This is a genomic window from Olivibacter sp. SA151 (assembly GCF_054130995.1).
The window spans coordinates 4,068,132-4,089,216 of record NZ_CP096391.1 but is presented as its reverse complement, the minus strand read 5'-3'; the positions used below and the strand labels follow the sequence as shown (position 1 = coordinate 4,089,216).

Annotated in this window: 17 protein-coding genes; 9 read left to right on the top strand and 8 right to left on the bottom strand. The window is 39.9% G+C overall.

Going from position 1 to position 21,085, the window contains the following annotated elements:
- Positions 1–71 precede the first annotated feature (71 nt).
- A complete protein-coding gene (locus tag M1D52_RS16855) occupies positions 72–392 on the top strand; it encodes a cupin domain-containing protein (protein WP_149105537.1) in 321 nt (106 codons plus the stop codon).
- On the opposite strand, the gene M1D52_RS16850 is transcribed toward M1D52_RS16855, so the two are convergent.
- The gene (locus tag M1D52_RS16850; RefSeq protein WP_437393093.1) at positions 389–907 is read right to left on the bottom strand and encodes a GNAT family N-acetyltransferase; all 519 of its coding nucleotides are present in this window, start codon (positions 905–907) and stop codon (positions 389–391) included. The genes M1D52_RS16855 and M1D52_RS16850 overlap by 4 nt on opposite strands.
- A 181-nt stretch (positions 908–1,088) precedes the next feature.
- On the opposite strand from M1D52_RS16850, the gene M1D52_RS16845 reads away from it, so the two are divergent.
- Genes M1D52_RS16845 through M1D52_RS16835 form a run of 3 tightly spaced genes read left to right on the top strand, consistent with a single transcriptional unit; the run spans position 1,089 to position 3,619 of the window.
- Positions 1,089–1,460, top strand: a complete 372-nt coding sequence (locus M1D52_RS16845; protein WP_013666090.1) for a GtrA family protein — start codon at positions 1,089–1,091, stop codon at positions 1,458–1,460.
- 17 nt (positions 1,461–1,477) lie between these two features.
- Complete coding sequence (locus M1D52_RS16840; RefSeq protein WP_377609681.1) at positions 1,478–3,148, top strand: ArnT family glycosyltransferase; 1,671 nt, start codon at positions 1,478–1,480, stop codon at positions 3,146–3,148.
- A 9-nt stretch (positions 3,149–3,157) separates the two neighbouring features.
- Positions 3,158–3,619 (top strand): GNAT family N-acetyltransferase, encoded by a 462-nt coding sequence (locus M1D52_RS16835; protein WP_013666092.1) that lies wholly within the window; start codon positions 3,158–3,160, stop codon positions 3,617–3,619.
- Between the two features lie 32 nt (positions 3,620–3,651).
- On the opposite strand, the gene M1D52_RS16830 is transcribed toward M1D52_RS16835, so the two are convergent.
- The 7 genes from M1D52_RS16830 to M1D52_RS16800 form a co-directional block, all read right to left on the bottom strand.
- Positions 3,652–3,882, bottom strand: coding sequence for a 4a-hydroxytetrahydrobiopterin dehydratase (locus tag M1D52_RS16830; protein WP_130857610.1), 231 nt, complete (start codon positions 3,880–3,882; stop codon positions 3,652–3,654).
- A 51-nt stretch (positions 3,883–3,933) separates the two neighbouring features.
- Positions 3,934–5,349, bottom strand: coding sequence for an efflux transporter outer membrane subunit (locus M1D52_RS16825; protein WP_437393091.1), 1,416 nt, complete (start codon positions 5,347–5,349; stop codon positions 3,934–3,936).
- Positions 5,350–5,379: 30 nt separating this feature from the next.
- On the bottom strand, positions 5,380–8,577 hold the full coding sequence (locus M1D52_RS16820; RefSeq protein ID WP_377609676.1) for an efflux RND transporter permease subunit: 3,198 nt from the start codon (positions 8,575–8,577) through the stop codon (positions 5,380–5,382).
- Positions 8,578–8,579: 2 nt separating this feature from the next.
- On the bottom strand, positions 8,580–9,797 hold the full coding sequence (locus M1D52_RS16815; protein WP_130857607.1) for an efflux RND transporter periplasmic adaptor subunit: 1,218 nt from the start codon (positions 9,795–9,797) through the stop codon (positions 8,580–8,582).
- Between the two features lie 98 nt (positions 9,798–9,895).
- Positions 9,896–10,495 carry a TetR/AcrR family transcriptional regulator gene (locus tag M1D52_RS16810; protein WP_013666097.1) on the bottom strand — a complete coding sequence of 200 codons (600 nt, stop codon included), beginning with the start codon at positions 10,493–10,495 and terminating at the stop codon, positions 9,896–9,898.
- Positions 10,496–10,625: 130 nt separating this feature from the next.
- Positions 10,626–11,129 (bottom strand): C40 family peptidase, encoded by a 504-nt coding sequence (locus M1D52_RS16805; protein ID WP_437393089.1) that lies wholly within the window; start codon positions 11,127–11,129, stop codon positions 10,626–10,628.
- A 5-nt stretch (positions 11,130–11,134) separates the two neighbouring features.
- Positions 11,135–12,037 (bottom strand): PfkB family carbohydrate kinase, encoded by a 903-nt coding sequence (locus M1D52_RS16800; RefSeq protein ID WP_437393087.1) that lies wholly within the window; start codon positions 12,035–12,037, stop codon positions 11,135–11,137.
- A 261-nt stretch (positions 12,038–12,298) separates the two neighbouring features.
- On the opposite strand from M1D52_RS16800, the gene M1D52_RS16795 reads away from it, so the two are divergent.
- From M1D52_RS16795 to M1D52_RS16775, 5 genes are all read left to right on the top strand, one after another.
- Positions 12,299–12,847 carry an RNA polymerase sigma-70 factor gene (locus M1D52_RS16795; RefSeq protein WP_377609671.1) on the top strand — a complete coding sequence of 183 codons (549 nt, stop codon included), beginning with the start codon at positions 12,299–12,301 and terminating at the stop codon, positions 12,845–12,847.
- A gap of 33 nt (positions 12,848–12,880) precedes the next feature.
- On the top strand, positions 12,881–14,032 hold the full coding sequence (locus tag M1D52_RS16790) for a FecR family protein (RefSeq protein WP_437393085.1): 1,152 nt from the start codon (positions 12,881–12,883) through the stop codon (positions 14,030–14,032).
- Positions 14,033–14,272: 240 nt separating this feature from the next.
- On the top strand, positions 14,273–17,563 hold the full coding sequence (locus M1D52_RS16785; RefSeq protein WP_437393083.1) for a TonB-dependent receptor: 3,291 nt from the start codon (positions 14,273–14,275) through the stop codon (positions 17,561–17,563).
- 40 nt (positions 17,564–17,603) lie between these two features.
- The gene (locus M1D52_RS16780) at positions 17,604–19,064 is read left to right on the top strand and encodes a RagB/SusD family nutrient uptake outer membrane protein (protein WP_013666104.1); all 1,461 of its coding nucleotides are present in this window, start codon (positions 17,604–17,606) and stop codon (positions 19,062–19,064) included.
- Between the two features lie 20 nt (positions 19,065–19,084).
- A complete protein-coding gene (locus tag M1D52_RS16775) occupies positions 19,085–21,076 on the top strand; it encodes an FAD-dependent oxidoreductase (RefSeq protein ID WP_437393081.1) in 1,992 nt (663 codons plus the stop codon).
- The last annotated feature ends 9 nt before the right edge of the window (positions 21,077–21,085 follow it).

Here is a 21,085-nt window from a genome sequence, read left to right as displayed (position 1 = left end):
TCTGTAACAACTAAAACATTTTTAGTATACAATTAAATTACTTATTTTGGCATATCCCATTGTTAACTGTAATGTTCGATTTTAATAAAAAAAATGATTGGAAGGACGTAGGAGACGGAATCTTCCGGAAAATTCTGTCCTATAATAGCAAAATGATGATGGTTCGCGTACGTTTTGCAAAAGGAGCTATTGGTACCGTTCACCAGCATATCCACACACAATCTACTTTTGTTATCAGCGGGAAATTTGAGTTTAATATCGGAAATGAAAAGAAAGTCATCGAAGCAGGTGATACTTGTCTAATGCCATCAAATGTTTTACACGGCTGCAAATGTTTGGAAGAAGGTGAGTTACTGGATGTCTTTACGCCATTGAGGGAAGATTTTCTTTAAAAAGTTTCGTTATCCCCCTTTAATTTTTTGCTCATGATTTTGTCTTCCATTAAATATCCGGAACCGATGTCTATGTCTTCCGTCCCAATTAGTTCAAAACCTAATCGTGCATAAAATTTTTCCGCTTCATTGTGTTTGTTGACATTAAGTAATAATCTTTTATCGCCCTTGTTTAACGCTATTTCTTCTACAGCCCTCATTAGTTTTTTTCCAGCACCTTTGCCTTGTGCTTCCGGTAAGATGTAGATCTTATGGATTTTGGTTTGTAGCGCATTTTTGTAAGCTGATTCATAAGAAATAAAACCTAGACACTCGTTTTCTTCAGCTGCTAATAAAAAATGATGATTCAGTTCAGTCATTTGCCGTAATAACGATGTTGTACTATACATCATTTCGAGCATGTAACTTATTTGCTCAAAAGAAAGAATGCTACCGAAGGTTATCGGCCAAGTTTTATGAGCGATCTCTTGAATTATATGGATATCGTCGATTTTTGCTTTCGTAATATGTAACATGTGAGTCTTTTTCGCCCCGCAAAAATAAGTAAAATGCGGTTAATAGTCATATCTTAAAGAAACACCTGGTCGAAAGTAATCCGAATGTTAAATGCACGTTATCATTTCATTATGTTTTGTACTTTAACCGTTTTTCTTAATACTTTTTAATCCATAATTCTTTCTTTTATAAGATAATAAGATGTGGAAAGTTACAAAGTTTGCCATAGCAGGTGGTGTTGGGTTCACTATAGACTTTTTGTTTACTTGGTTCTTTAGAGAACAGATCGGATTGAATCAGTATGCGGCCAACGGTATTGGTTTTTCGATGGCTGTGCTGAATAATTTTTACCTTAATAAATTTTGGACATTTAATAATAAAAGCAGTGTGAGCTTGCAATTCGGCTATTTTATTTTTTTCAGCTTGGTGGGATTAGCTTTAAACACGTTTCTTCTATTCTGTTTTGTTCATTACTGCAAGCTCAACTTCTATCTCAGCAAGTGCCTAGCTATCGGGTTGGTATTTATATGGAATTTTTTGGTAAATAATTTCATAACATTCAAAGATCAATAGACTTTTAAATAGTGTCAATGATGCATATATATCAGCGTGGATCGACTAATCTGGAAGAAAAAGCCTACTATATTGTAATATGGATTATCGCATTTATAAGCATTTTTAGTTTATTTGGAGGTGTGATGGAGCCGGATGGAGCGCTTTATGCATCCATTGCCAAAAATATGCTTCTTTATAATGATTGGCTGAATTTATATGTTAGGGGACAGGATTGGCTCGATAAACCACATCTTACTTTTTGGCTAGCTGCCAGCTCTTTTAAACTGCTGGGAATAAGTGGATTTGCTTATAAGCTTCCTTCTTTGCTCTTCGGGTGGCTTGGTTCTTATTACCTATATTTACTGGGGTCAAAACTTTATAAGAGAAGGATTGCCCTAATTGCAGTCGTTATGTTCATGACCGCCTTTCACGTTGTCATATCAAATTTTGATGTAAGAGCAGAGATTTACTTAACTACGTTTACCTTAGCGGCAGTTTTTCATTATTACATAGCTTATCGCTCGTTATCTTATCATGTCATTCCCGGTTCGTTCTTTTTGGCTTGCGGTATTATGGTAAAGGGCATTTTTGTAATCATTCCTGTTTTATCAGGTTTTATATGTTATTGGATAATTACCAAACAATATCGAGAATTCATCAAACTAAAATGGTGGCTCGCGCTTCTTTTAGTTGGCATTTTCATCCTACCCGAACTATACGCGCTGTACATTCAATTCGACATGCATCCTGAGAAAGTGATCTTTAATCAACAAAATGTTTCAGGTATCCGCTTTTTCTTTTGGGATAGTCAGTTTGGACGGTTTTTTAATACAGGGCCTATAAAAGGGAAGGGGGATGTCAGTTTTTTTCTCCATACTACTTTATGGGCCTTTTTACCTTGGAGCGTGATCTTTTATATAGCGGTGTTTAATAAGCTGAAGAAGCGGTCAATTATAGGAAAAAAGAAAGCGACTACTTTAATAATTAACAGCAATGCGCTCGTAGCTTTTCTTCTTTTTTCTTTTTCTGAGTTTCAATTGCCGCATTATATCATTATTGTTTTTCCTCATTTCGCACTCTTTACTGCTTCTTATTTATCTTCCTTGAAGCACAAGAAACTGAAAGCAATTTCTATCGTACAACAGGTCATTTTTGTCTTAGTATTAGTGCTTTTAATCATGATTGCATTCGTGTTCGACGTGCCATTTAAGTTCTTATTTGTTGTTTTAGCTCTGCTTACCGGAACGATTGCCTATATCCTGTTTTTTCGGGTTAGTGTACGGAACTTAGTTTGTCTAAGTGCCGTGTCAGCGGTCATCTTTATGCTATTTGCTTATGCTTTTTTTTATCCAACTTTATTGCGTTATCAGGCGGGTATGGTCGCTGGTAGATGGTTGCAAAATCATCATCCAAATGGGCCAGTGAAAAGTTACCTTGGACATCGCTTTTCCTTCGATTTTTATGCACCTACTAAAGTGGAATATGTAGACGATATTTCCCAGCTTAAATCGAAAAGCGACAATAAGCAAATCGTTTTTCTTCCTACTACTAATGTACCCGATTTGACATCAAAATACCAGGTTAAGATACTCAAGAATTTCAGCGATTATCATATCACGAAATTGAAATGGGGTTTTCTCAATCACAAAACAAGGGAAAAGACGTTAACGAGCTTTTCCTTGGTGGAACTTCGCAAGATTCAGTAAGTTTGCTTTATGGATACCAATATGTTTGTAGAATTGACTGTTGTAAATGGCAATTATCCTTGGGACCTGCTAATGCTGGCAGATCCAAGTAAGTCAGCAATTGAAAAGTATCTATACGACAGCGATTGTTATATTGCCCGGTGTAATGAAGTTGTCATAGGTGTAGCGGTCATAAAATCACAAGATTTGGAAGTTTATGAACTTATGAATATAGCAGTTTTTCCTGCGTACCAAAATAGGGGATATGGGAGCCAAATTTTAAACTCGCTTATAGAAATTTTAAAAAATAAGCAGGCCAATGTATTGGAAGTAGGGACAGGGTCTTTTGGATATCAACTGAAATTCTATCAAAAATTTGGTTTTAGGGTAGACCAAATTAAAACAAACTTTTTCTTAGATAACTATAGTGAACCAATTTTTGAAGATGGGCTACAACATAAGGATATGTTAATACTGCGTTTAACGCTATAAAGGATGCCTACAATAGCGTAGGCATCCTTTATCTAAACAACCTTATCAATTGCTGCGGCCAATTTTCGATCTTTTTCAGTTATAACATTTCCTTGATCATGTGTTGAAAGCCAAATTTCAACTTTATTCCATTCGTTGGTCCATTTCGGATGATGGTTGGACGATTCTGCAAGCAAAGCTACCTTTGTCATAAAAGCAAAGGCATCCGAAAAGTCTTTAAACTCGAATCGTTTATATAAACTATTGTTTTCTTCTTTCCACATAATCAACGTTTTAGCAGATAAACAATCCGAATTGATGTTTTGTTTGGCTAATTACCATCCACCACCTAAAGATCGATATAGCTCTACCATCGCAACTAATTGAGCCTTTTTTATTTGTGCTAGTTCAAGTTCGCTTTGTAGCACATTACTTTGAGCGGTAATAACCTCAAGATAGTTTGCCATGCCTGTATTGAATAATAAGTCTGCATTGTGAATGGCGCTTTGTAGTTTATTAGTACGATTCAAGGCAATGGATTGCTTTTCTTGCAGCTTGTTGAGTGCAATCAGTGCATCGGAAACTTCTCCTACTGCGGTAATCACTGATTGTCTAAACTGGATAACGCTTTTCTCATGATTAATAGCGGCCAACTCGTAATTTGTTTTTAGCTGTCGCCGTTGTAAGATTGGTTGCGCAATTCCACCGGCAACTGTTCCAAAAACAGATGCTGGAATATTAAACCAATTACTCGCTTTAAAGGAGTTAACACCCGCTTGTGCACTAATCGTTAACGAGGGATACATACTTGCTCTTGCATACCGTTGGTTGGCACGTGCGGCCATAACGGCCAATTCTGCTTGCTTCACATCCGGCCGTCTACTTAGCAATAGGGAAGGGACGCCGGTATTGATTTTTTCCGGAATTCGGATATCGTCCAAGGTACTTTGCGTAGCTATACCTTCCGGTAGTTTACCACTTAAAATGCTCAGCGCGTTTTCCTGTATATTAATCTGTTGTTCAAAATCGGGAATCAATGACGCTGCCGCTAAGCGCTGTGCTTCTGCCTGTTCTAAGCCTAAAAGCGTAATCTCGCCTACATCGTATTGCTGTTTGATAATATTTAAGGTACTATCGTTCAAGGCAAGATTTTGCTGTGCAATTTTTAATTGTTCCTGCAACATAAGCAAGTTATAATAGCCCTGTGCTACATAAGAAACAATTTGTGTTTGAACCGCTTTTTTCGCCTCCTCTGTTTGCAGATAAGATGCAAGGGCTTCCGCTTTTTGGTTCTTTATTTTGCCCCATATATCAGCTTCCCATGAGAGTGCTAGCGTCGCATTATAATCCTCTATATGGTTAGTTTTCAGAAACTGATTCAAGCTGACGCCATTTAAGCTGTTGTTAGATGGATTGGTACTGTTGGCACCCACCTGTAGATTAACATTCGGTATATATCCAGCTTTTGCTTGCTTCAACGTAGCCTGCGCGGCATCGATATTTTTTATGGCCAACTGCAAGTCCATATTGTGGGCGATAGCCGTATCAATTAACGTCTGCAAAGTCACATCATTAAAAAAATCACGCCATGGAATGAAAGCTATACTGGTTGAATCATCCGATAGCACTTCGGCATTTCGGAAGTTGGCAGGGACGGGGGCTTCGGTTTGAATGGCCTTGTCCGTTGTTTTGCAGGCGAAGAAGAATGCCTGCAAAACAAGAATTATAAGGAGATTTGATTTACTGTTCATTGTTTAGAATATTGTTATCCTTTATGATTATTAACTTAAAGGAATGGTATCGGCTACTGCTTCCTTATTCTGCTGATCATTCGAGTCACGTGGTATGACGCTTGGCTTGCCCGATACTCGCTCTTGCAAAGCTTGGAAGACAATGAAGAGGACGGGAATAATAAAGAGTCCCAAGATAACGCCTGACAACATCCCGCCGGCCGCGCCAATACTGATTGAGTGATTTCCCTGAGCTGAAGGCCCATTCGCACTCATCATCGGTATCATACCGACTACGAAGGCTAGCGAGGTCATGATAATAGGCCTCAACCTTAATTGAGCAGCTTCTAAAGCTGCCTGGCCGATTGGTTTACCTGTTTTACGGCCTTGTACGGCGAACTCCACAATCAATATGGCGTTTTTGGCCAATAAACCGATAAGCATTACCAAAGCTACCTGTACATAAATATTGTTAGCGATACCAGTCATACCAATCGCTGCAAATACACCAAAAATACCTGTAGGAATCGATAAAATAACAGCTAGAGGAAGGATATAACTTTCATATTGGGCGGCAAGTAAGAAATATACAAACACCAAACATAAAAGGAAAATAATGGTAGACTGTCCTCCGGATGTTATTTCCTCTTTGGTCATCCCTGAAAACTCATAGGAAAAACCGGAAGGAAGATACTGTTTAGCCACTTCTTCTACTGCTCTAATAGCATCACCGGAACTGAAGCCGGGATTCGGCATAGCATTAATACCGATGGAATTAAATAAGTTGTAACGAGAAGCAGTTTCCGGTCCGTATACCCTGTTCAATTTAACCAAGGTATTAATCGGCACCATTTCACCCATTCTGTTCTTTACAAAAATTCCGTCCATAGATGAAGGTTCTGCTCTTTCAGTTTTATCGGCCTGAACCATAACACGGTAATATTTTCCAAATCGATTGAAGTCGGATGCCTGTGAGCTTCCGAAATAGGCCTGCATGGTTTGCAAGATATCTCGCGTGCTCACGCTTAACTGTTCGGCCTTTACATCGTCCACTTGCAGTTCATATTGTGGGTAATCGGCGCGGAAAGTAGTAAAGGCAACCATGATTTCCGGACGTTTCATCAACTCTCCGATAAAGGTTTGTCCTACTTGACCGAATTTGTCTAATTTGCCTCCTGTCCGGTCTTGTAGTACCATGTCCAAACCGTCAACATTACTGAAACCGGGAACGGTAGGAAAAGTAAATACGAAGAAGTTAGCACCTTTTATAGCAGCTAATTTTTGACTAACTACGCCCATAATGTCATTGATATCCTTTACTTCTCCGCGCTCTTCATGGGGCTTTAACAAAATAAAAGCAACTCCTGAAGACGGACTTGTTGCTTGGGTTAAGATATTAAATCCTGAAATGATATTAAGCGTCTTTGTAAAGGGTGTATTTTGCAAGTGCTGCTCAGCTTCTTTCAAAGCATTTGTAGTACGTTCTAAAGAAGCACCTACAGGCATAGAAAGGGAGATGGCTATAAATCCTTGATCTTCTGAAGGTATAAATCCTGTAGGTGTTCTTCTAATCATGAAAATGGTTACTACCAAAAGCGCTGCTAAACCCGCCATACTGAACCATTTATAACGCACCAAAAAACGTAAACTACCAACGTAATTTTTCGTTAGCCTGTCAAAGCTAGTATTGAAGCCTACAAAGAATTTATCTTTGAAGCTTAGTTGTTGTTTCTTCTCTCCGTGATGAGGTGTATCCTTCAAGAAAAGCGCACATAAAGCAGGGCTAAGTGTCAAGGCATTAATTGCGGATAGCACGATAGCAATCGCTAATGTGAAGGCAAATTGCCTATAGAATACGCCGGTTGACCCCTCCATAAAACCAATAGGTAAAAATACCGCAGACATTACTAATGTAATCGATATGATGGCTCCCGTAATCTCACTCATCGCGGAGGTGGTGGCTATTTTGGGTGGTAAATGCTGGTGCTCCATTTTCGCATGGACAGCTTCTACCACTACAATCGCATCATCCACCACAATCCCGATTGCAAGCACCAGCGCAAAGAGTGTCAGTAGATTAATGGAGAAGCCGAATAACTGCATGAAGAAGAACGTTCCGATAATAGCTACCGGTACTGCAATAGCAGGAATAAGCGTCGATCTAAAATCCTGTAAGAAGATAAAAACCACTAAGAACACCAAAACAAACGCTTCGATCAGTGTATGTTTCACCTGATCGATGGATTGATCCAATGAATCCTTTGTGTTGTACAGTACCAAATACTTCACGCCTTTAGGAAAATCTTTTGCCGCTTTCTCCATAAATTCTTGAATGGCGATCTGTATTTCGTTGGCATTAGAGCCTGCCAATTGCATCACACCGATATTGAGGCCTGCTTTTCCGTTAATACGTGTATGGCTGGCATAAGTATATGCACCTAGTTCAATTCGTGCTACATCTTTAAGTCTGAGCACAGAACCATCTGCATTAGCGCGTATAATGATATTCTCATAATCGCTAGGTTGATTGAGCTTACCTTTATATTTTATAACGAATTCAAAGGCTTCGCTGCTACTTTCACCAAATTTTCCCGGTGCAGCTTCCACGTTCTTATCCTGTATAGCAGCCATCACTTCAGCGGGCGTCAGCTTGTAACTGGCCATTTGATTTGGATTCAGCCAAACACGCATCGAATAATCTTTACTACCACCGAATACTAAGGCCTGACCTACGCCAGGTATACGTTTTAATTCCGGGATAATATTGATCTGCGCATAGTTCGTCATAAACGTTTGGTCATAGGTCCCTTCATCCTCTGTATAAAGGTCTAACACCATGATTAAACTGTTCTGCTGCTTCGCCGTGGTAATACCTGCTTGAACAACTTCAGCCGGTAATTGACTGGTGGCCTGTGCAACCCTGTTTTGAACATTGACGGCTGCTTGATCCGGATCAGTACCTAGTTTAAAATATACGGTAATCATTAACGATCCGTCATTGCTGGCAGTTGAGCTCATGTAGCTCATATTTTCGACACCATTGATCGATTCTTCCAACGAAGGGGCCACTGCCCGAAGAACTGTTTCGGCATTGGCGCCGGGATAAAGGGCCGTTACCTGTACGGCAGGTGGAGCAATATCGGGAAACTGTTGCAAAGGGAGTTTCACAATCCCGATTATTCCAAGAATTACGAGTAGTATGGATATAACCGTAGCTAATACCGGTCTTTCAATAAATCTCTTTAACATGATTATTTGTTATATGCTGTTAACTTAAGACTGTCTGCACTCAATTTCTGAGGGGCGATCACTTGTCCCTCCTGTAATAAGTCCATGCCTTTGTATACAATGTTTTGGCCGTTTTTAAGGCCGCTTTTTACGAGATAGTTGGCACCGCTCTTACCTACCACCTGAATGGCCTGTTTGTTCACTTTGTTACTATCGTTCACGGTGTAGACGAAAATTTTATCCTGCATTTCCAAGGTCGCCATTTGTGGCACCAGCAATACTTTGGAATGCTGTTTACCTAATCGAATTTTACCGGTATTTCCTGAACGAAGTAATCCTTCTTTATTTGGGAAGGTCGCCCTTAAGGTAATAGCTCCCGTGTTTTTATCGAACTGGCCGTCTACCATATCGATTTTTCCTGGCTGCCCATAGGCTGTCTGATCAGATAATACAAGGGTTACAGGAGGCAAGTTCTTTATCTTTTCTTCCAATGTAACACCTTCGAAATTGTTTTTAAAGTCTACAAAATCGTTCTCGCCTAAAGCGAAATATACATGAAGCTCGTGGATATCGGATAATTCAGTAAGCGCCTGTGCATCCGCCGGACTTACCAAGCTTCCTTGTTTTTTTAACAAACGTCCGATGTAACCTTCAACAGGAGCGGTAATAAGCGTATATCCCAAATTAATTTTTGCGCTTTCTACCCCGGCCTTTGCTTGCTGTAAATTGGCTTTAGCACCATTTCTGGCAGCAATGGCTGTTTTCAATTGAAAATCTGCTAATACTTTGTTGTTGACTAATCTGGTTTTTTTCTCAACCTCGAGTTCTGCATTTTCCAAAGCGGCTTCTGCGGCATGAAGATTAGCTATGGCCTGATTCAATTGTTCACGATAAGGGCGATCGTTGATCTTAAATAGCGGTTGCCCCTTTTTCACTTTTGCACCTTCATCTACATAAATCGCGTCAAGCGTTCCTTCTACTTGAGGCCGTACCTCTACGTTGACGGTTCCTTCAATAGAAGCAGGATATTCCTGAAAAACGGTCTCTTCACCAGAATTAATAGTAATTACAGGCAACGATGGAGGAGGCGGAGCCCCTTGTTGTTGCTGTCCGGAAGAACAACTATATAAAAAAATAGATGATGCTATGATGGCAAGTCTATTTACGTTATTAAATAACTTAACAACGTTAAATAACGGGTTAAAGGTTTCAAACGTCATGGTGGAAAATAGATGTTTCATTTTATTTATATATGTATAATATTTACAAATGTCCAGAGAGTGCTTTCCTTTTTAACAGTGTTAAATGATTTACGATTGTTATTTAATGAGTAAAAAAATTAATCGACTAACGATCGGGTTATGCCATATATGGCATCTTTAAGAACTTGTTGATTTGTTTCTTCTCCATTTCCTTTATTTACCATATTAATAGAAATCAAACCATGTATAATAGACCAATAGGTAAAATATTTTCTGCAAACCATGTCGTCATCAGGTTGTTTCGCTTTCATGATCTCTTTGATAACATCACTGATGAGAACCGCATGTGAGTCGAAACATCGAAACGTCTTTTCCATTTCGCAACATTGGGTTCCAACCCCGTACATAAGCTGATAAAGCTCTTTCTCCTCAAAAGCAAAATCCCAGTATGTTAGCCACATGGCTTCAATCTGTTTCTCTAAGTCAACTTCTTGATCCCTTGCTTCTCTTACCCTTTTTGCTAACATAAAATACCCTCTACCGGCAAGTTCTGTTAAGATAGCTTCTTTATTAGCAAAATATTCATATATCATTGGGGCTGTATACTCTATTATATCAGCGATTTTACGCATACTCAACGCTTGCCATCCTTCTTCTTTAACTATTTGGAGCGATGCGTCAAGAATTTTTACTCTATTTTCATCTTTCAACCGCTGAATACGCTCTTTACTTCCCATATCTTAACCCCCTAAAGTTATTTAACAGTGTTAGGCAAACTTCGATATTATTTGTGAATTTTAATGACATGAAATTGTCATTAATTATAACGTGTTGATTTGTAGAGTATTTTAGCATATTTTTATAATATTAAACGAACAATTTTACAAATCGTTTTTGATATCGATTATCAAGTAGTGTTTCCGTTACACAACGTATCTTGCCTGAAGAGGCATGAATAAAACGTAGAGGTTCCCCTTTATCGGATATGACAATACCTATGTGACCTATTGACTTTACCTTTGGATTAGTACCTCTAAATAAAATGACATCACCGGCTTGCGCTTCAGTGAGTGGTACTTGTCTTCCCTTGCTGTTAAAAGCAGCTGAGCTACGAGGAACAAGAAAGTGGAAATTACTAAAAACATAATTGACAAAACCTGAACAATCAAAACCATTTTGTGGGCTGCTACCGCCAAATCTATAAGGCACGCCCAAAAACTGTTTGGCAAAAGCTACGATAGCTGCGGGTGTTATTTCTTGGCGTGTGGTGTAAAAGGAGTAGACCGATTGTTTTTTATCACCTCGCCTTGCTTCAGAAGGAAGGCACAAAGAGAAACTTAGCAATATGGTTAGACAAAGAGGCTTGTTCATAATAACTAGCTAAATTGTAGCCTGTCATAAAAAACCTGTCTGTTATTTGTCAACACGTGCTGTATTTCTTCGCTAGTTCCCATAAAAGGTCCTGAACCTTGAATTTTGATTGTCGACATAGCCGCAGCAAATTTTCCGGATTCTTCCAACGTGCCTCCCTTAATTTTCTTGGATAAATAACCGGCCATATAGGTGTCTCCACATCCGGTAGCATCCGTTACTTGAGAAGGAACATATGCAGGAATGGTATAAAATGTATTTTCTTTGTAAAGAACCGATCCCAAACTGCCTAAGGTAATAACCACCTCTTTTACACCATGGTCGGCCAAAATTTTTGTGCCACTATAGATATCTGAGGTACCTGTAAGCGCTTCCATTTCAAATTCATTGGCTTTTAAAATATCTATGTATGGAAGAGCTTCTTTCTTATCACGCCAGTCGGAATAGTAAACTTGGTAATTTCTTACGATGCGCAGATAACCCTGAACGTCCAGGGAAACCATTCCCTTTTTTGAAAGAAATTTGATGACTTCTACAGGGATATCATTCGTTAGTAAGGGGCCTAGGTGGAAAATCTTAGCCTCTACATCTACTAAGTGCTCAACCGTGAATGGATCGGCCTCCTGTAAGACTCGTTGCGTACGATGATCCTGATTTTCATTGTATATATTTTCAAAGTAAACAGTCTTTTTCGTCGGAACGGTTTTTATCGACAAACCTTTGTCTTGCAGCGCATCGACGATATACTTCTCTGAATCAGCCACGGCAGTAACCAATGAAAAGGCAATATCCATGTTCCTAATGGCATTTGAAAAGTAAAAGGAAGTTCCTCCTGGCATATTTTTGGCAGCATTGCTCGTAACAACCTTGTCTAAAGTAATATGCCCTATACAACAAATATCAAACATGTTTACACTCAAATTATTCGTATGGAATAGCATTCGACAAATTCCAAATGCTGACAAAGGTAATTATTCGCTAAAATAATCAGCTATTTTTTTGGTAAATAAGTTGACACGTAAATACAGCGGATGGGTGTAGCCATAAAGGAACGACCGATTTCCGGTTTGTTTATTGGAAAAAAAACATTAGTTTCGTCCTAGATAAAGCCAAGGTTATAAACCATTTTGATGGTCTTCCTTAAATCCAAGCCTAACGAATCAAATTTGATGGAAGCAAAAAGTGACATGCAGCTGCTTGTTGGGATTCGAAATCGGAATTCAACGGCATTTGACGAATTGTTCCATAAGTATTACAAACTACTTTGTGGCTATGCTTATTTGTACCTGAAGGAAGAAGAGGAGTCGAAGGATATTGTACAGAATTTATTTATAGAACTATGGGAAAAGAAGCGTTTTGATAAGCTTAATGGCGATGTTAAAAGCTATCTCTATCGTGCAGTACATAATAGGTGTTTGAACTATTTACGGAATACAAAAACAAGAGCTCGAAAACAATCAGACTATGAGAAACTGAGTGAAGATAATTACCAGATGCAAGATAAGGAAATGTTCGAGCAGATTTATAAAAAATTGGAAGCTAATCTGAACGACTTACCAAGGCAAAGAAAAGAGGCCATCAGCTTGGTTTATTTGCACGATAAGAAATACCAAGATGTTGCCGAAACAATGGGAATAAGTATTAATTCGTTGAAAACTCATTTAAAAATCGGCTTAAAAAATTTGCGTGAAAAACTAAAAAAAACTACTAAATATTAACCTGAATTTGTTTTATCCGTGTATTAGTAAAAAATGGTAAGCGAAGAATATATACGAAGGCTCTATGTGGAGAAAACAATGGGAGTAATCAGTGATGATGACGACCGTTGGTTACAGGAGGAGCTATTGCAACATCCGGAGAGCCTGGAATTATGGAAAAAGCTAGAAAATGATTTGGATACGAATGGCCTGAGGCTATTTACGGATAAAATAGATATTTCGAAAGACTTAGCTACAGTAAGAAGTCATTTAAGTGAGCAATCAATCTCGATTTCAAAAAGAAGAAGGTTGTCGTATGCCGCGACTGCCATTTTACTGCTGGCTGGTGGTATTTTTTTCTCTTTATATCTAGTTAATAAGGACAAGATGGATGCCGCTTTGTTAGTAAATGGCGGACAACAGAAAGCGGACACGAATCAGGTACAGTTATTGGTGGGCGACCAAGAAGAAGTGGTAACGTTGGATGATGGTCACACCATCTTGAATGTAGCTGGGCAACAAGTGCGGAAAGAAGGCGAAATGTTGATTTACAATAAAGATATCGCAGGCAGTAAAACAAATACTTTAGTGGTACCACCAACAAAAGACTATAAACTTGTACTGGCTGATGGTACAAAAGTTTGGCTAAATTCTTCATCCGAGTTAAAGTTTCCAATGACGTTCTCCGGAAATTCCAGGGAAGTCTATTTAAAAGGTGAGGCTTACTTCGAAATCGCCGAAAAGGCCGATCAGCCGTTTATTGTGCATACAGATAAAGCAAAGGTGAATGTGTTGGGCACCAAATTCAATTTAAATGCCTATGCTGAAGATCATGTCATAACGGCTCTTCTCCAGGGTAAAGTGCAAATGGAAAGCCCAAATGGTACTAGTTTATTACTTTCTCCCGGACTGAGCGGACGCTATAGTAAGAAGAGCGGTTTTTCACAGGAAAAATTTGATCCCCTTACTGTACTGAGTTGGAAAGAAGGTGTTTATTGTTTTCATGGAACCACCTTGTTGGAAATCAGTGAAATGATCAATCGTTGGTTTGATTTGCCGGTAAATTTTGAGAATGGTGAACTGAAACATATTCGTATTAGTGGTTTACTTGATAAGAAAGATCTAAAGGGCTTTTTGCATGATTTGAATACGACAGCGGGTGTGCGTGCTATGGTAATAGATGGTACCTTACATTTTAGACTTTAAACAATAGGCTTTACGCGATAAGCAGTAGGATAGATTACTTTATTACATTCAACTACTTCGCTACTTAATGATCTCCGATGAGAAACGGGAGTTTGTTAATAGAGAATAGCTCTTATTTTCTGATCACTATTCCTACTGCCTATTCCCCATTAACACAAAAAATTAATTTTCTTTCACCCATTTTAAAATGCTTGGTGTGTTTATAGTGAATTAGCTAAAAACCATTATAGACATCAAACCATGTATCAAAAGAAAAATCAATTTAACCGATTTTGTCGATCTATAGCAAAAGGCTTGTTGATTGCAGGCCTGCTATTTCAGATGGAACTATTTGCGACTCCTTTATTGGCTCAATACAGGGTAAGCATTAAAAAGGAGAGCATCAGTCTAACCGATCTCTTTAACACGATCAGAAAACAGACGGGTTTAACCGTATTTTACAGTGAGGAAGTACTCAACGACAAAGAACGAGTATCGGTTAATTTTAACAATCTACCATTAGATGCGGTGTTAGAGAACCTTTTTAAAGACAGAGGAATTCAATATGAGATCAGAAGGAATAAGGTGATTGTATTGGAAAAGCAAAGTTCAGCAAATGGGCTTATGGCCACTTCCAAACAAGAACAGAATACCGTAAAAGGAAAAGTGCTTGATGAAAAAGGACAAGCTTTACCAGGTGTTTCTGTCCGAACAAAAGGTAGCCCGTCGACAGGTACTTCTACGGATAGTGATGGCAACTTTGTGATCAGCGCTGCTTCGAACGCGACCCTGATTTTTTCGTATACGGGTTACGCCACACAGGAAATCAACGTCGCCGGTAAATCAACTATACGGGTTACCATGACACCGCGAGAGGCAGCTTTGGATGAGGTAGTGGTAGTCGGATATGGCACTGTTCGTAAAGGCGATTTAACCGGATCCGTTTCATCGGTAAAGTCAGAAGACATTACCGCCTTACCGTCAACCAATGCCATGCAAAGCTTAACGGGAAGAAGTGCAGGTGTGCAAGTAGTGCAAAGTTCAGGAGCACCTGGTGCCAGTATGAATATACGCATCCGTGGAGGCAATTCCTTATTGGGTAGTAATGAACCGCTTTACGTGGTGGACGGTTTTGCACTTTCAGGTAGTCCTACTATTCTTGATCCATCGGATATTGAATCGATGGAAGTATTGAAAGATGCGTCTGCAACGGCCATTTATGGTTCTCGAGGAGCAAATGGGGTGGTTATTATTACAACTAAAAGTGGAAAGAGAGATGTTAATCAGGTTACACTCAACAGTTATGTCGGATTTCAAAATGTGGTAAAAAAAATAGACCTTTTAAATGCCCGACAGTTTGCCGAAATCGCTAACGAACGGGCCCGTAATGATAATGCTGCTCCATATTTTACACAAGAGCAAATCAATAGTTTTGGTGAAGGGACCGATTGGCAGGATGCCATCTTTCGTACGGCTCCAATTCAAAATCACAGTCTCAATATCGCGGGCGGAAATGATAGGACCCGCTATTCAGTATCGGGAAGTTATTTCGGTCAGGATGGTATTGTTATCAACTCAGGATATAAAAGAGGGTCGCTGCGTTCCAATTTAGAGCAGGAGGTGTCTGACAAATTTAAAGTAAACTTAAGTACCATATTGAGTCGTACCATTAACAATGCCATCACAAATGATAATCAATCAAGAGGGTCCGGAGTAGTTTCCGCTGCTTTGGTCGCGCCACCTACTGTGCCTGTTTATGACGAAAATGGCAATTATTCCAACGTGGTGCCTTATTCATTTAGCTCTAATGCGGCGGAGAATCCGGTAGCTTTAGCCAAAGAACGCGTAGACAGAACAACGGGAAGCGGCGTGTTAGCCAATCTCGGGCTACAATATACCTTTATAGAAGGGTTGACACTAAAAGTTTCTGCTGGTGTAGATTATGCCAATTCCAAAAGAGACTATTACTCTTCCCGCTTAATCAGGTCAACACCGGCAGGTAATGCTTCTACCAATTATTTCACAAGGACAAACTTCTTAAATGAGAATATTTTGAATTATGCAAAGACATTTAACGATCATTCCTTGGATTTAATGGCGGGTGTTACTTATCAATCAGAGGTGGCAAGTACGAACTCATCGGGAGCTAGTGGCTTTATTTCCGATATATTGCAAAATAATAACCTTGGATCAGGGACAGTCATTGCTACCCCAACATCCGGTATTGACGAATGGAAGTTGATTTCCGGTTTATTTCGGGCAAATTATGTTTATAAAAATAAGTATCTTTTAACTGCGAGTATAAGGGCAGACGGATCCTCTCGTTTTGGGGCCGGTAGTCAATGGGGTTATTTTCCTTCAGCGGCTTTTGGATGGCGATTGAAAGAAGAGGAATTTCTTAGCGATGTCAACAGTATTTCCAACTTAAAACTACGGGCCAGCTGGGGACAGTCGGGAAATACCGCAATCTCTCCCTATGGCTCGTTGAATGTGCTTTCCGGTTTTAATATTATTCTTGAAGATGCGTTGAACACAGGCTTTGCACCAGGAAATACCCGGCCGAATCCGGATTTAAAATGGGAAACTACCACACAAAGTAATATTGGCTTTGATTTGGGCTTATTTGACGAGCGTTTGCGCCTAACGGTTGATTACTATATAAAAAACACAAAAGACTTGTTAGCCAACGTCCCACAAGCAACCTCCACGGGTTATCAAAATCAAATGCAAAACATTGGTCGTATTCGAAACAAGGGTCTTGAATTCGAGTTGGGAGGCGATATATCCCGAGGAACCTTTAAATGGGACGCCTCTGTTAATTTTTCAGCTAATCGAAATAAGGTAATCGAACTAGCTAATCATGCGGATGTATTTGGATCCGGTTTATCTATTCCACTTAGTATTAGTCCCAATCTTATCCGGGAAGGTTATCCGGTGGGTGTTTTTTATGGGTTCTTGGAAGATGGCTTGAATGAACAGGGGCGTATACAATATAAGGACTTGGATGGCAATGGTGTAATTAACAATGAGGATAGAACAATCCTAGGCGATCCCAATCCCGATTTTATTTTTGGCTTCAATAACAACCTAAGCTATAAAAATTTTTCATTGAATATCTTTATTCAGGGAGTGCAAGGAGCCGATTTGTTCAACTTTAATCTGTCAAACCAGGCCAATTCTTTCAATTTCGGAGAAAACCAGATCGCGGATATATTAAATCGCTGGACACCTGAAAATCCAAATCCAAATGCACCATATCCAGCTATTAGCGTTGGTTCCAGCTTCCGGGAGTCAAACCGCTTTATAGAAGATGGTTCCTTTATTCGGTTTAAAAATATCCGGTTGGCTTATGATGTCCCGTTGAAAAGTAGCAAGATTAAATCTTTACAATTATATGTAAGCGGACAAAACTTAATTACCATCACCGACTATTCCTGGTATGATCCTGAAGTAAGTAGCCGAACAGCTAATTCGCCCACTACATTGGGGATAGACCAAACCAGTTACCCTGTGGCAAAAACCTATACCATGGGGGTGAAAGTAAGTTTTTAAATAACAAAATATTAAGGTTCCAACAAAAATTATGGAAAAAATGAAAAAGCTCTTATATATATTTTCGATCATTTTATTTGCTGCCTGCAGTAAAACTTTGGAAGAAGTTCCGATAGATCGACTTTCAGAAGAAAATTTTTATCAGACGGCCCAAGATGCTGAAACTGCCGTTAATGCAATTTATGCGCCATTTCGAGAATTGGGCTATTATGGAGGCTTTTATATGTTACTAACCGAAGCTTGCTCGGATTACGCGAACGGAAGAGGTTCTTTTGGACCTGTCAGTGAGTACAATGGTTTGGACGGTGCCAATATCGGTCGTGCAGAGACTATTTGGCGATTTGCTTATCAATCCATCTTAAGAGCAAATATTGTATTGGAAAGAGTGCCGGCTATTAATATGGATGAAAACAAGAAAAATCAGATACTGGCAGAAGCGCGATTCCTTCGGGCCTTGGCTTATTTTGATTTAGTTAGGAATTGGGGCGGTGTACCGTTAAGGCAATCTTCCAATGACCCAACAGATCTGCCTCGGAGTACCGAACAAGAAGTCTACGACTTCATTATAGCAGATTTAAATACAGGAATTGCGAATCTGCCTGCTGTAGCAACAATTCCTGGAAGACCGACCGTAGGGGCGGCAAAAACGCTGTTGGCCTATGTCTATTTAACGTTAGCGAATTGGGAACAGGCACGTAACCTTGCTAAGGAAGTAATGGATGAGGGAACATACCAATTGGTGCCGGTTTCTACAGTCAACGACTTTGAAAAAGTTTTCGGTGCTGATGTAGTAACGAGTGCTGAAGACATCTTTTCTTTCAAATACTCTTCTTCCGGAGGCCTGGGTTTCCAATACCTCGTGTATATACATGGTGAGAACACACTTTACGCGCCATTTGGTTTCCGCACCATCTATGCGCGCGAAACCTTTCCGCTGATTGCCAATTGGTCGGATCGTGATTTGCGAAAAGAATTTAATCTGTATGATTCGTATATTCACCGGTCAACAGGAGCATTAGTCCAGTTGCCTGGCAATGAGCCCTATCAGTTTAGAAAGTTTAAGGACTTAGCTTCGGTGGCCGTTGACGCTAGTGCAAACGATATGCCCGTGCTACGCTATGCCGATGTACTATTAATTTATGCCGAAGCCGCAAATCAATTGGAGGGAGGTCCCTCTGCTGAAGCTTATGAAGCGTTGAATAAAGTTAAAAGACGTGCGTATGGGGTAGACGTCAATACACCCAATCCGCAGGTTGATTGGGCAGGATTAAATCAACAATCTTTCCGCGATGCTGTTTTTCAGGAAAGGGCATATGAATTTATGGTAGAAGGCAAGCGATGGAACGACTTAAAACGCTTGGGTAGAGACCAGGTTCGTGCAGTAATCCAATCGGCAAAAGGAAAAGCGGTTAGCGACAGCCACTTTTTATGGCCAATTCCTAAAGTGGAAATGGATAATAATAATGCCCTAAATCCGAGTGACCAAAATCCCGGTTATTGATAGTAATAAATTATATGAAAATGATAAGAAATAGAAGTTCTTACTACCTCTCGGTATTGCTGATTGCTTGCATTCAATTGCAGGCGCAAGCTAAGGATTATGATATTTGCATTTACGGCGGCACTTCTGCCGGTGTCGTCGCAGCCTACACAGCAGCTAAAGCCGGGAAATCGGTGGTGCTCGTTGAACCGGGAACGCGACTGGGCGGAATGAGTTCCGGTGGTTTAGGTTATACCGATATCGGTAATAAATATGTTGTAAAAGGTTTAGCGCTCGATTTTTATCGCAAGATCGGACAACACTATGGGAAATTCGAGCAGTGGATTTTTGAACCCAAAGTAGCTGATAGTATTTTTAGGGATTACATGCGAAAGGCTTCAATTGACATTGTTTACGAGCACGTTTTATCAGCGGTCGAAAAGAAAGGAACCCATATCGCGCAAATTTTGGTAGCACCAATAAAAGGCACTGATGGTCAGGAGCGCGCTATAAGCGCCCATGTGTTTATTGATTGTTCCTACGAAGGTGATTTAATGGCAAAATCCGGAGTTTCTTATCATGTAGGTCGAGAAGATAACCAGGTTTATGGCGAAACGCTTAATGGAGTACAGCTGATGGACGGCCATCAGTTTCCCGATGGGATTGATCCTTATCAAATTCCCGGTGATAAAAGTAGTGGACTCCTGTGGGGAATCAATGACGAAGTATTAAAAGCGAATGGAACCGGTGATAGAAAAGTACAAGCCTATAATTTTCGAATTTGTTTAACTAACAATCCTGCCAATCGGATAACCATTGAAAAACCACGTAATTATGATCCCAAACGATATGAATTATTGAAAAGGTGGAAAGAGAAATATCCTTGGAAGTCTTTAAATGACGTATTTATTTGGAGTAGAATGCCTAATAACAAAACCGATATAAATAATCGGAACGGTTTTTCTACAGACATGATCGGGATGAATTGGGATTATCCGGAAGCCGATTACGCGAGACGGCAGGAAATCATTCAGGCCCATGAAGATTATACCAAAGGGCTTCTGTATTTTGTCGGGCATGACCCATCGGTTCCTGAATTCATTCGGAATGAAATGCTAGCTTGGGGCTATCCGAAAGACGAGTATACGGAGCACGGGAACTGGAGTCCGCAACTTTATATACGGGAAGCAAGAAGAATGATCGGTGAAGTAGTGATGACACAACATCACTGCCAGGGGAGGGAGGTGGTAAAGGATGATATCGGCTATGCGGCTTACACGATGGATTCTCATAACTGTGATCGACTGGTGGTTAATGGTATGGTTAAAAACGAGGGAAATGTAGAAGTAGGTGGTTTTCCCCCCTTCCCAATTTCCTATCGCTCAATTGTTCCGAAAAAGACAGAAGTATCTAACCTCCTGGTACCTGTTTGCCTTTCTGCTAGCCATATCGCCTACGGGTCCATCCGAATGGAACCTGTTTTTATGGTACTAAGTCAGTCAGCCGCTTTTGCCGCCTGCTTGGCAATCGACGGAAAAAAAGCTATACAGGACGTTTCTGCTCACGAAATAAAGGCCTTATGGAAGAATAATCCTAAGGGTGATGGCCGTAAACCGGACATCTGGATCAATAGCATGGAGCGGAAAGATGTGCAGCTAACCGGCAAATGGGAAGAGGAAAAGCGAGGTGGTTTTGGATCGAGCTATTTGATTTCGACAGATCATAGTCAACGAAGTACAGCTCGCTTTAAGTCTTCCGACCTTAGCCCCGGAAACTACGACATTTATACTTATTTTCCGAAAATCGAAAATTCCAGTGCACAGCTCTTGTATACCGTGTTTGATGGTAAGCAAAAAACAGCGAAAACACTGAATTTAGCGGATATCAAAATTGAAGGACAGACTTCCGGCGAGTGGGTTTGGCTGGGTAATTATTCAATAAAAAACAGCGAAGCCAGCTACGTGGAGATCAGCAATGAAAAAGCCAGTGGAAAAATAGCAGCCAATAGTGTCCTGTTTGTTCCAAAGGAATAAATTTAGTCT

Excerpts from the sequence above, each read along its gene's own strand:
- M1D52_RS16845 (WP_013666090.1), top strand. The coding sequence starts at position 1,089 with ATGTGGAAAGTTACAAAGTTTGCCATAGCAGGTGGTGTTGGGTTCACT.
- M1D52_RS16795 (WP_377609671.1), top strand. The coding sequence starts at position 12,299 with ATGGAAGCAAAAAGTGACATGCAGCTGCTTGTTGGGATTCGAAATCGG.
- M1D52_RS16810 (WP_013666097.1), bottom strand. The coding sequence starts at position 10,495 with ATGGGAAGTAAAGAGCGTATTCAGCGGTTGAAAGATGAAAATAGAGTA.
- M1D52_RS16830 (WP_130857610.1), bottom strand. The coding sequence starts at position 3,882 with ATGTGGAAAGAAGAAAACAATAGTTTATATAAACGATTCGAGTTTAAA.
- M1D52_RS16815 (WP_130857607.1), bottom strand. The coding sequence starts at position 9,797 with ATGAAACATCTATTTTCCACCATGACGTTTGAAACCTTTAACCCGTTA.
- M1D52_RS16780 (WP_013666104.1), top strand. The coding sequence starts at position 17,604 with ATGAAAAAGCTCTTATATATATTTTCGATCATTTTATTTGCTGCCTGC.
- M1D52_RS16805 (WP_437393089.1), bottom strand. The coding sequence starts at position 11,129 with ATGAACAAGCCTCTTTGTCTAACCATATTGCTAAGTTTCTCTTTGTGC.
- M1D52_RS16835 (WP_013666092.1), top strand. The coding sequence starts at position 3,158 with ATGGATACCAATATGTTTGTAGAATTGACTGTTGTAAATGGCAATTAT.
- M1D52_RS16825 (WP_437393091.1), bottom strand. The coding sequence starts at position 5,349 with ATGAACAGTAAATCAAATCTCCTTATAATTCTTGTTTTGCAGGCATTC.
- M1D52_RS16775 (WP_437393081.1), top strand. The coding sequence starts at position 19,085 with ATGATAAGAAATAGAAGTTCTTACTACCTCTCGGTATTGCTGATTGCT.
- M1D52_RS16840 (WP_377609681.1), top strand. The coding sequence starts at position 1,478 with ATGATGCATATATATCAGCGTGGATCGACTAATCTGGAAGAAAAAGCC.
- M1D52_RS16785 (WP_437393083.1), top strand. The coding sequence starts at position 14,273 with ATGTATCAAAAGAAAAATCAATTTAACCGATTTTGTCGATCTATAGCA.
- M1D52_RS16855 (WP_149105537.1), top strand. The coding sequence starts at position 72 with ATGTTCGATTTTAATAAAAAAAATGATTGGAAGGACGTAGGAGACGGA.
- M1D52_RS16790 (WP_437393085.1), top strand. The coding sequence starts at position 12,881 with ATGGTAAGCGAAGAATATATACGAAGGCTCTATGTGGAGAAAACAATG.
- M1D52_RS16820 (WP_377609676.1), bottom strand. The coding sequence starts at position 8,577 with ATGTTAAAGAGATTTATTGAAAGACCGGTATTAGCTACGGTTATATCC.
- M1D52_RS16850 (WP_437393093.1), bottom strand. The coding sequence starts at position 907 with ATGTTACATATTACGAAAGCAAAAATCGACGATATCCATATAATTCAA.
- M1D52_RS16800 (WP_437393087.1), bottom strand. The coding sequence starts at position 12,037 with ATGTTTGATATTTGTTGTATAGGGCATATTACTTTAGACAAGGTTGTT.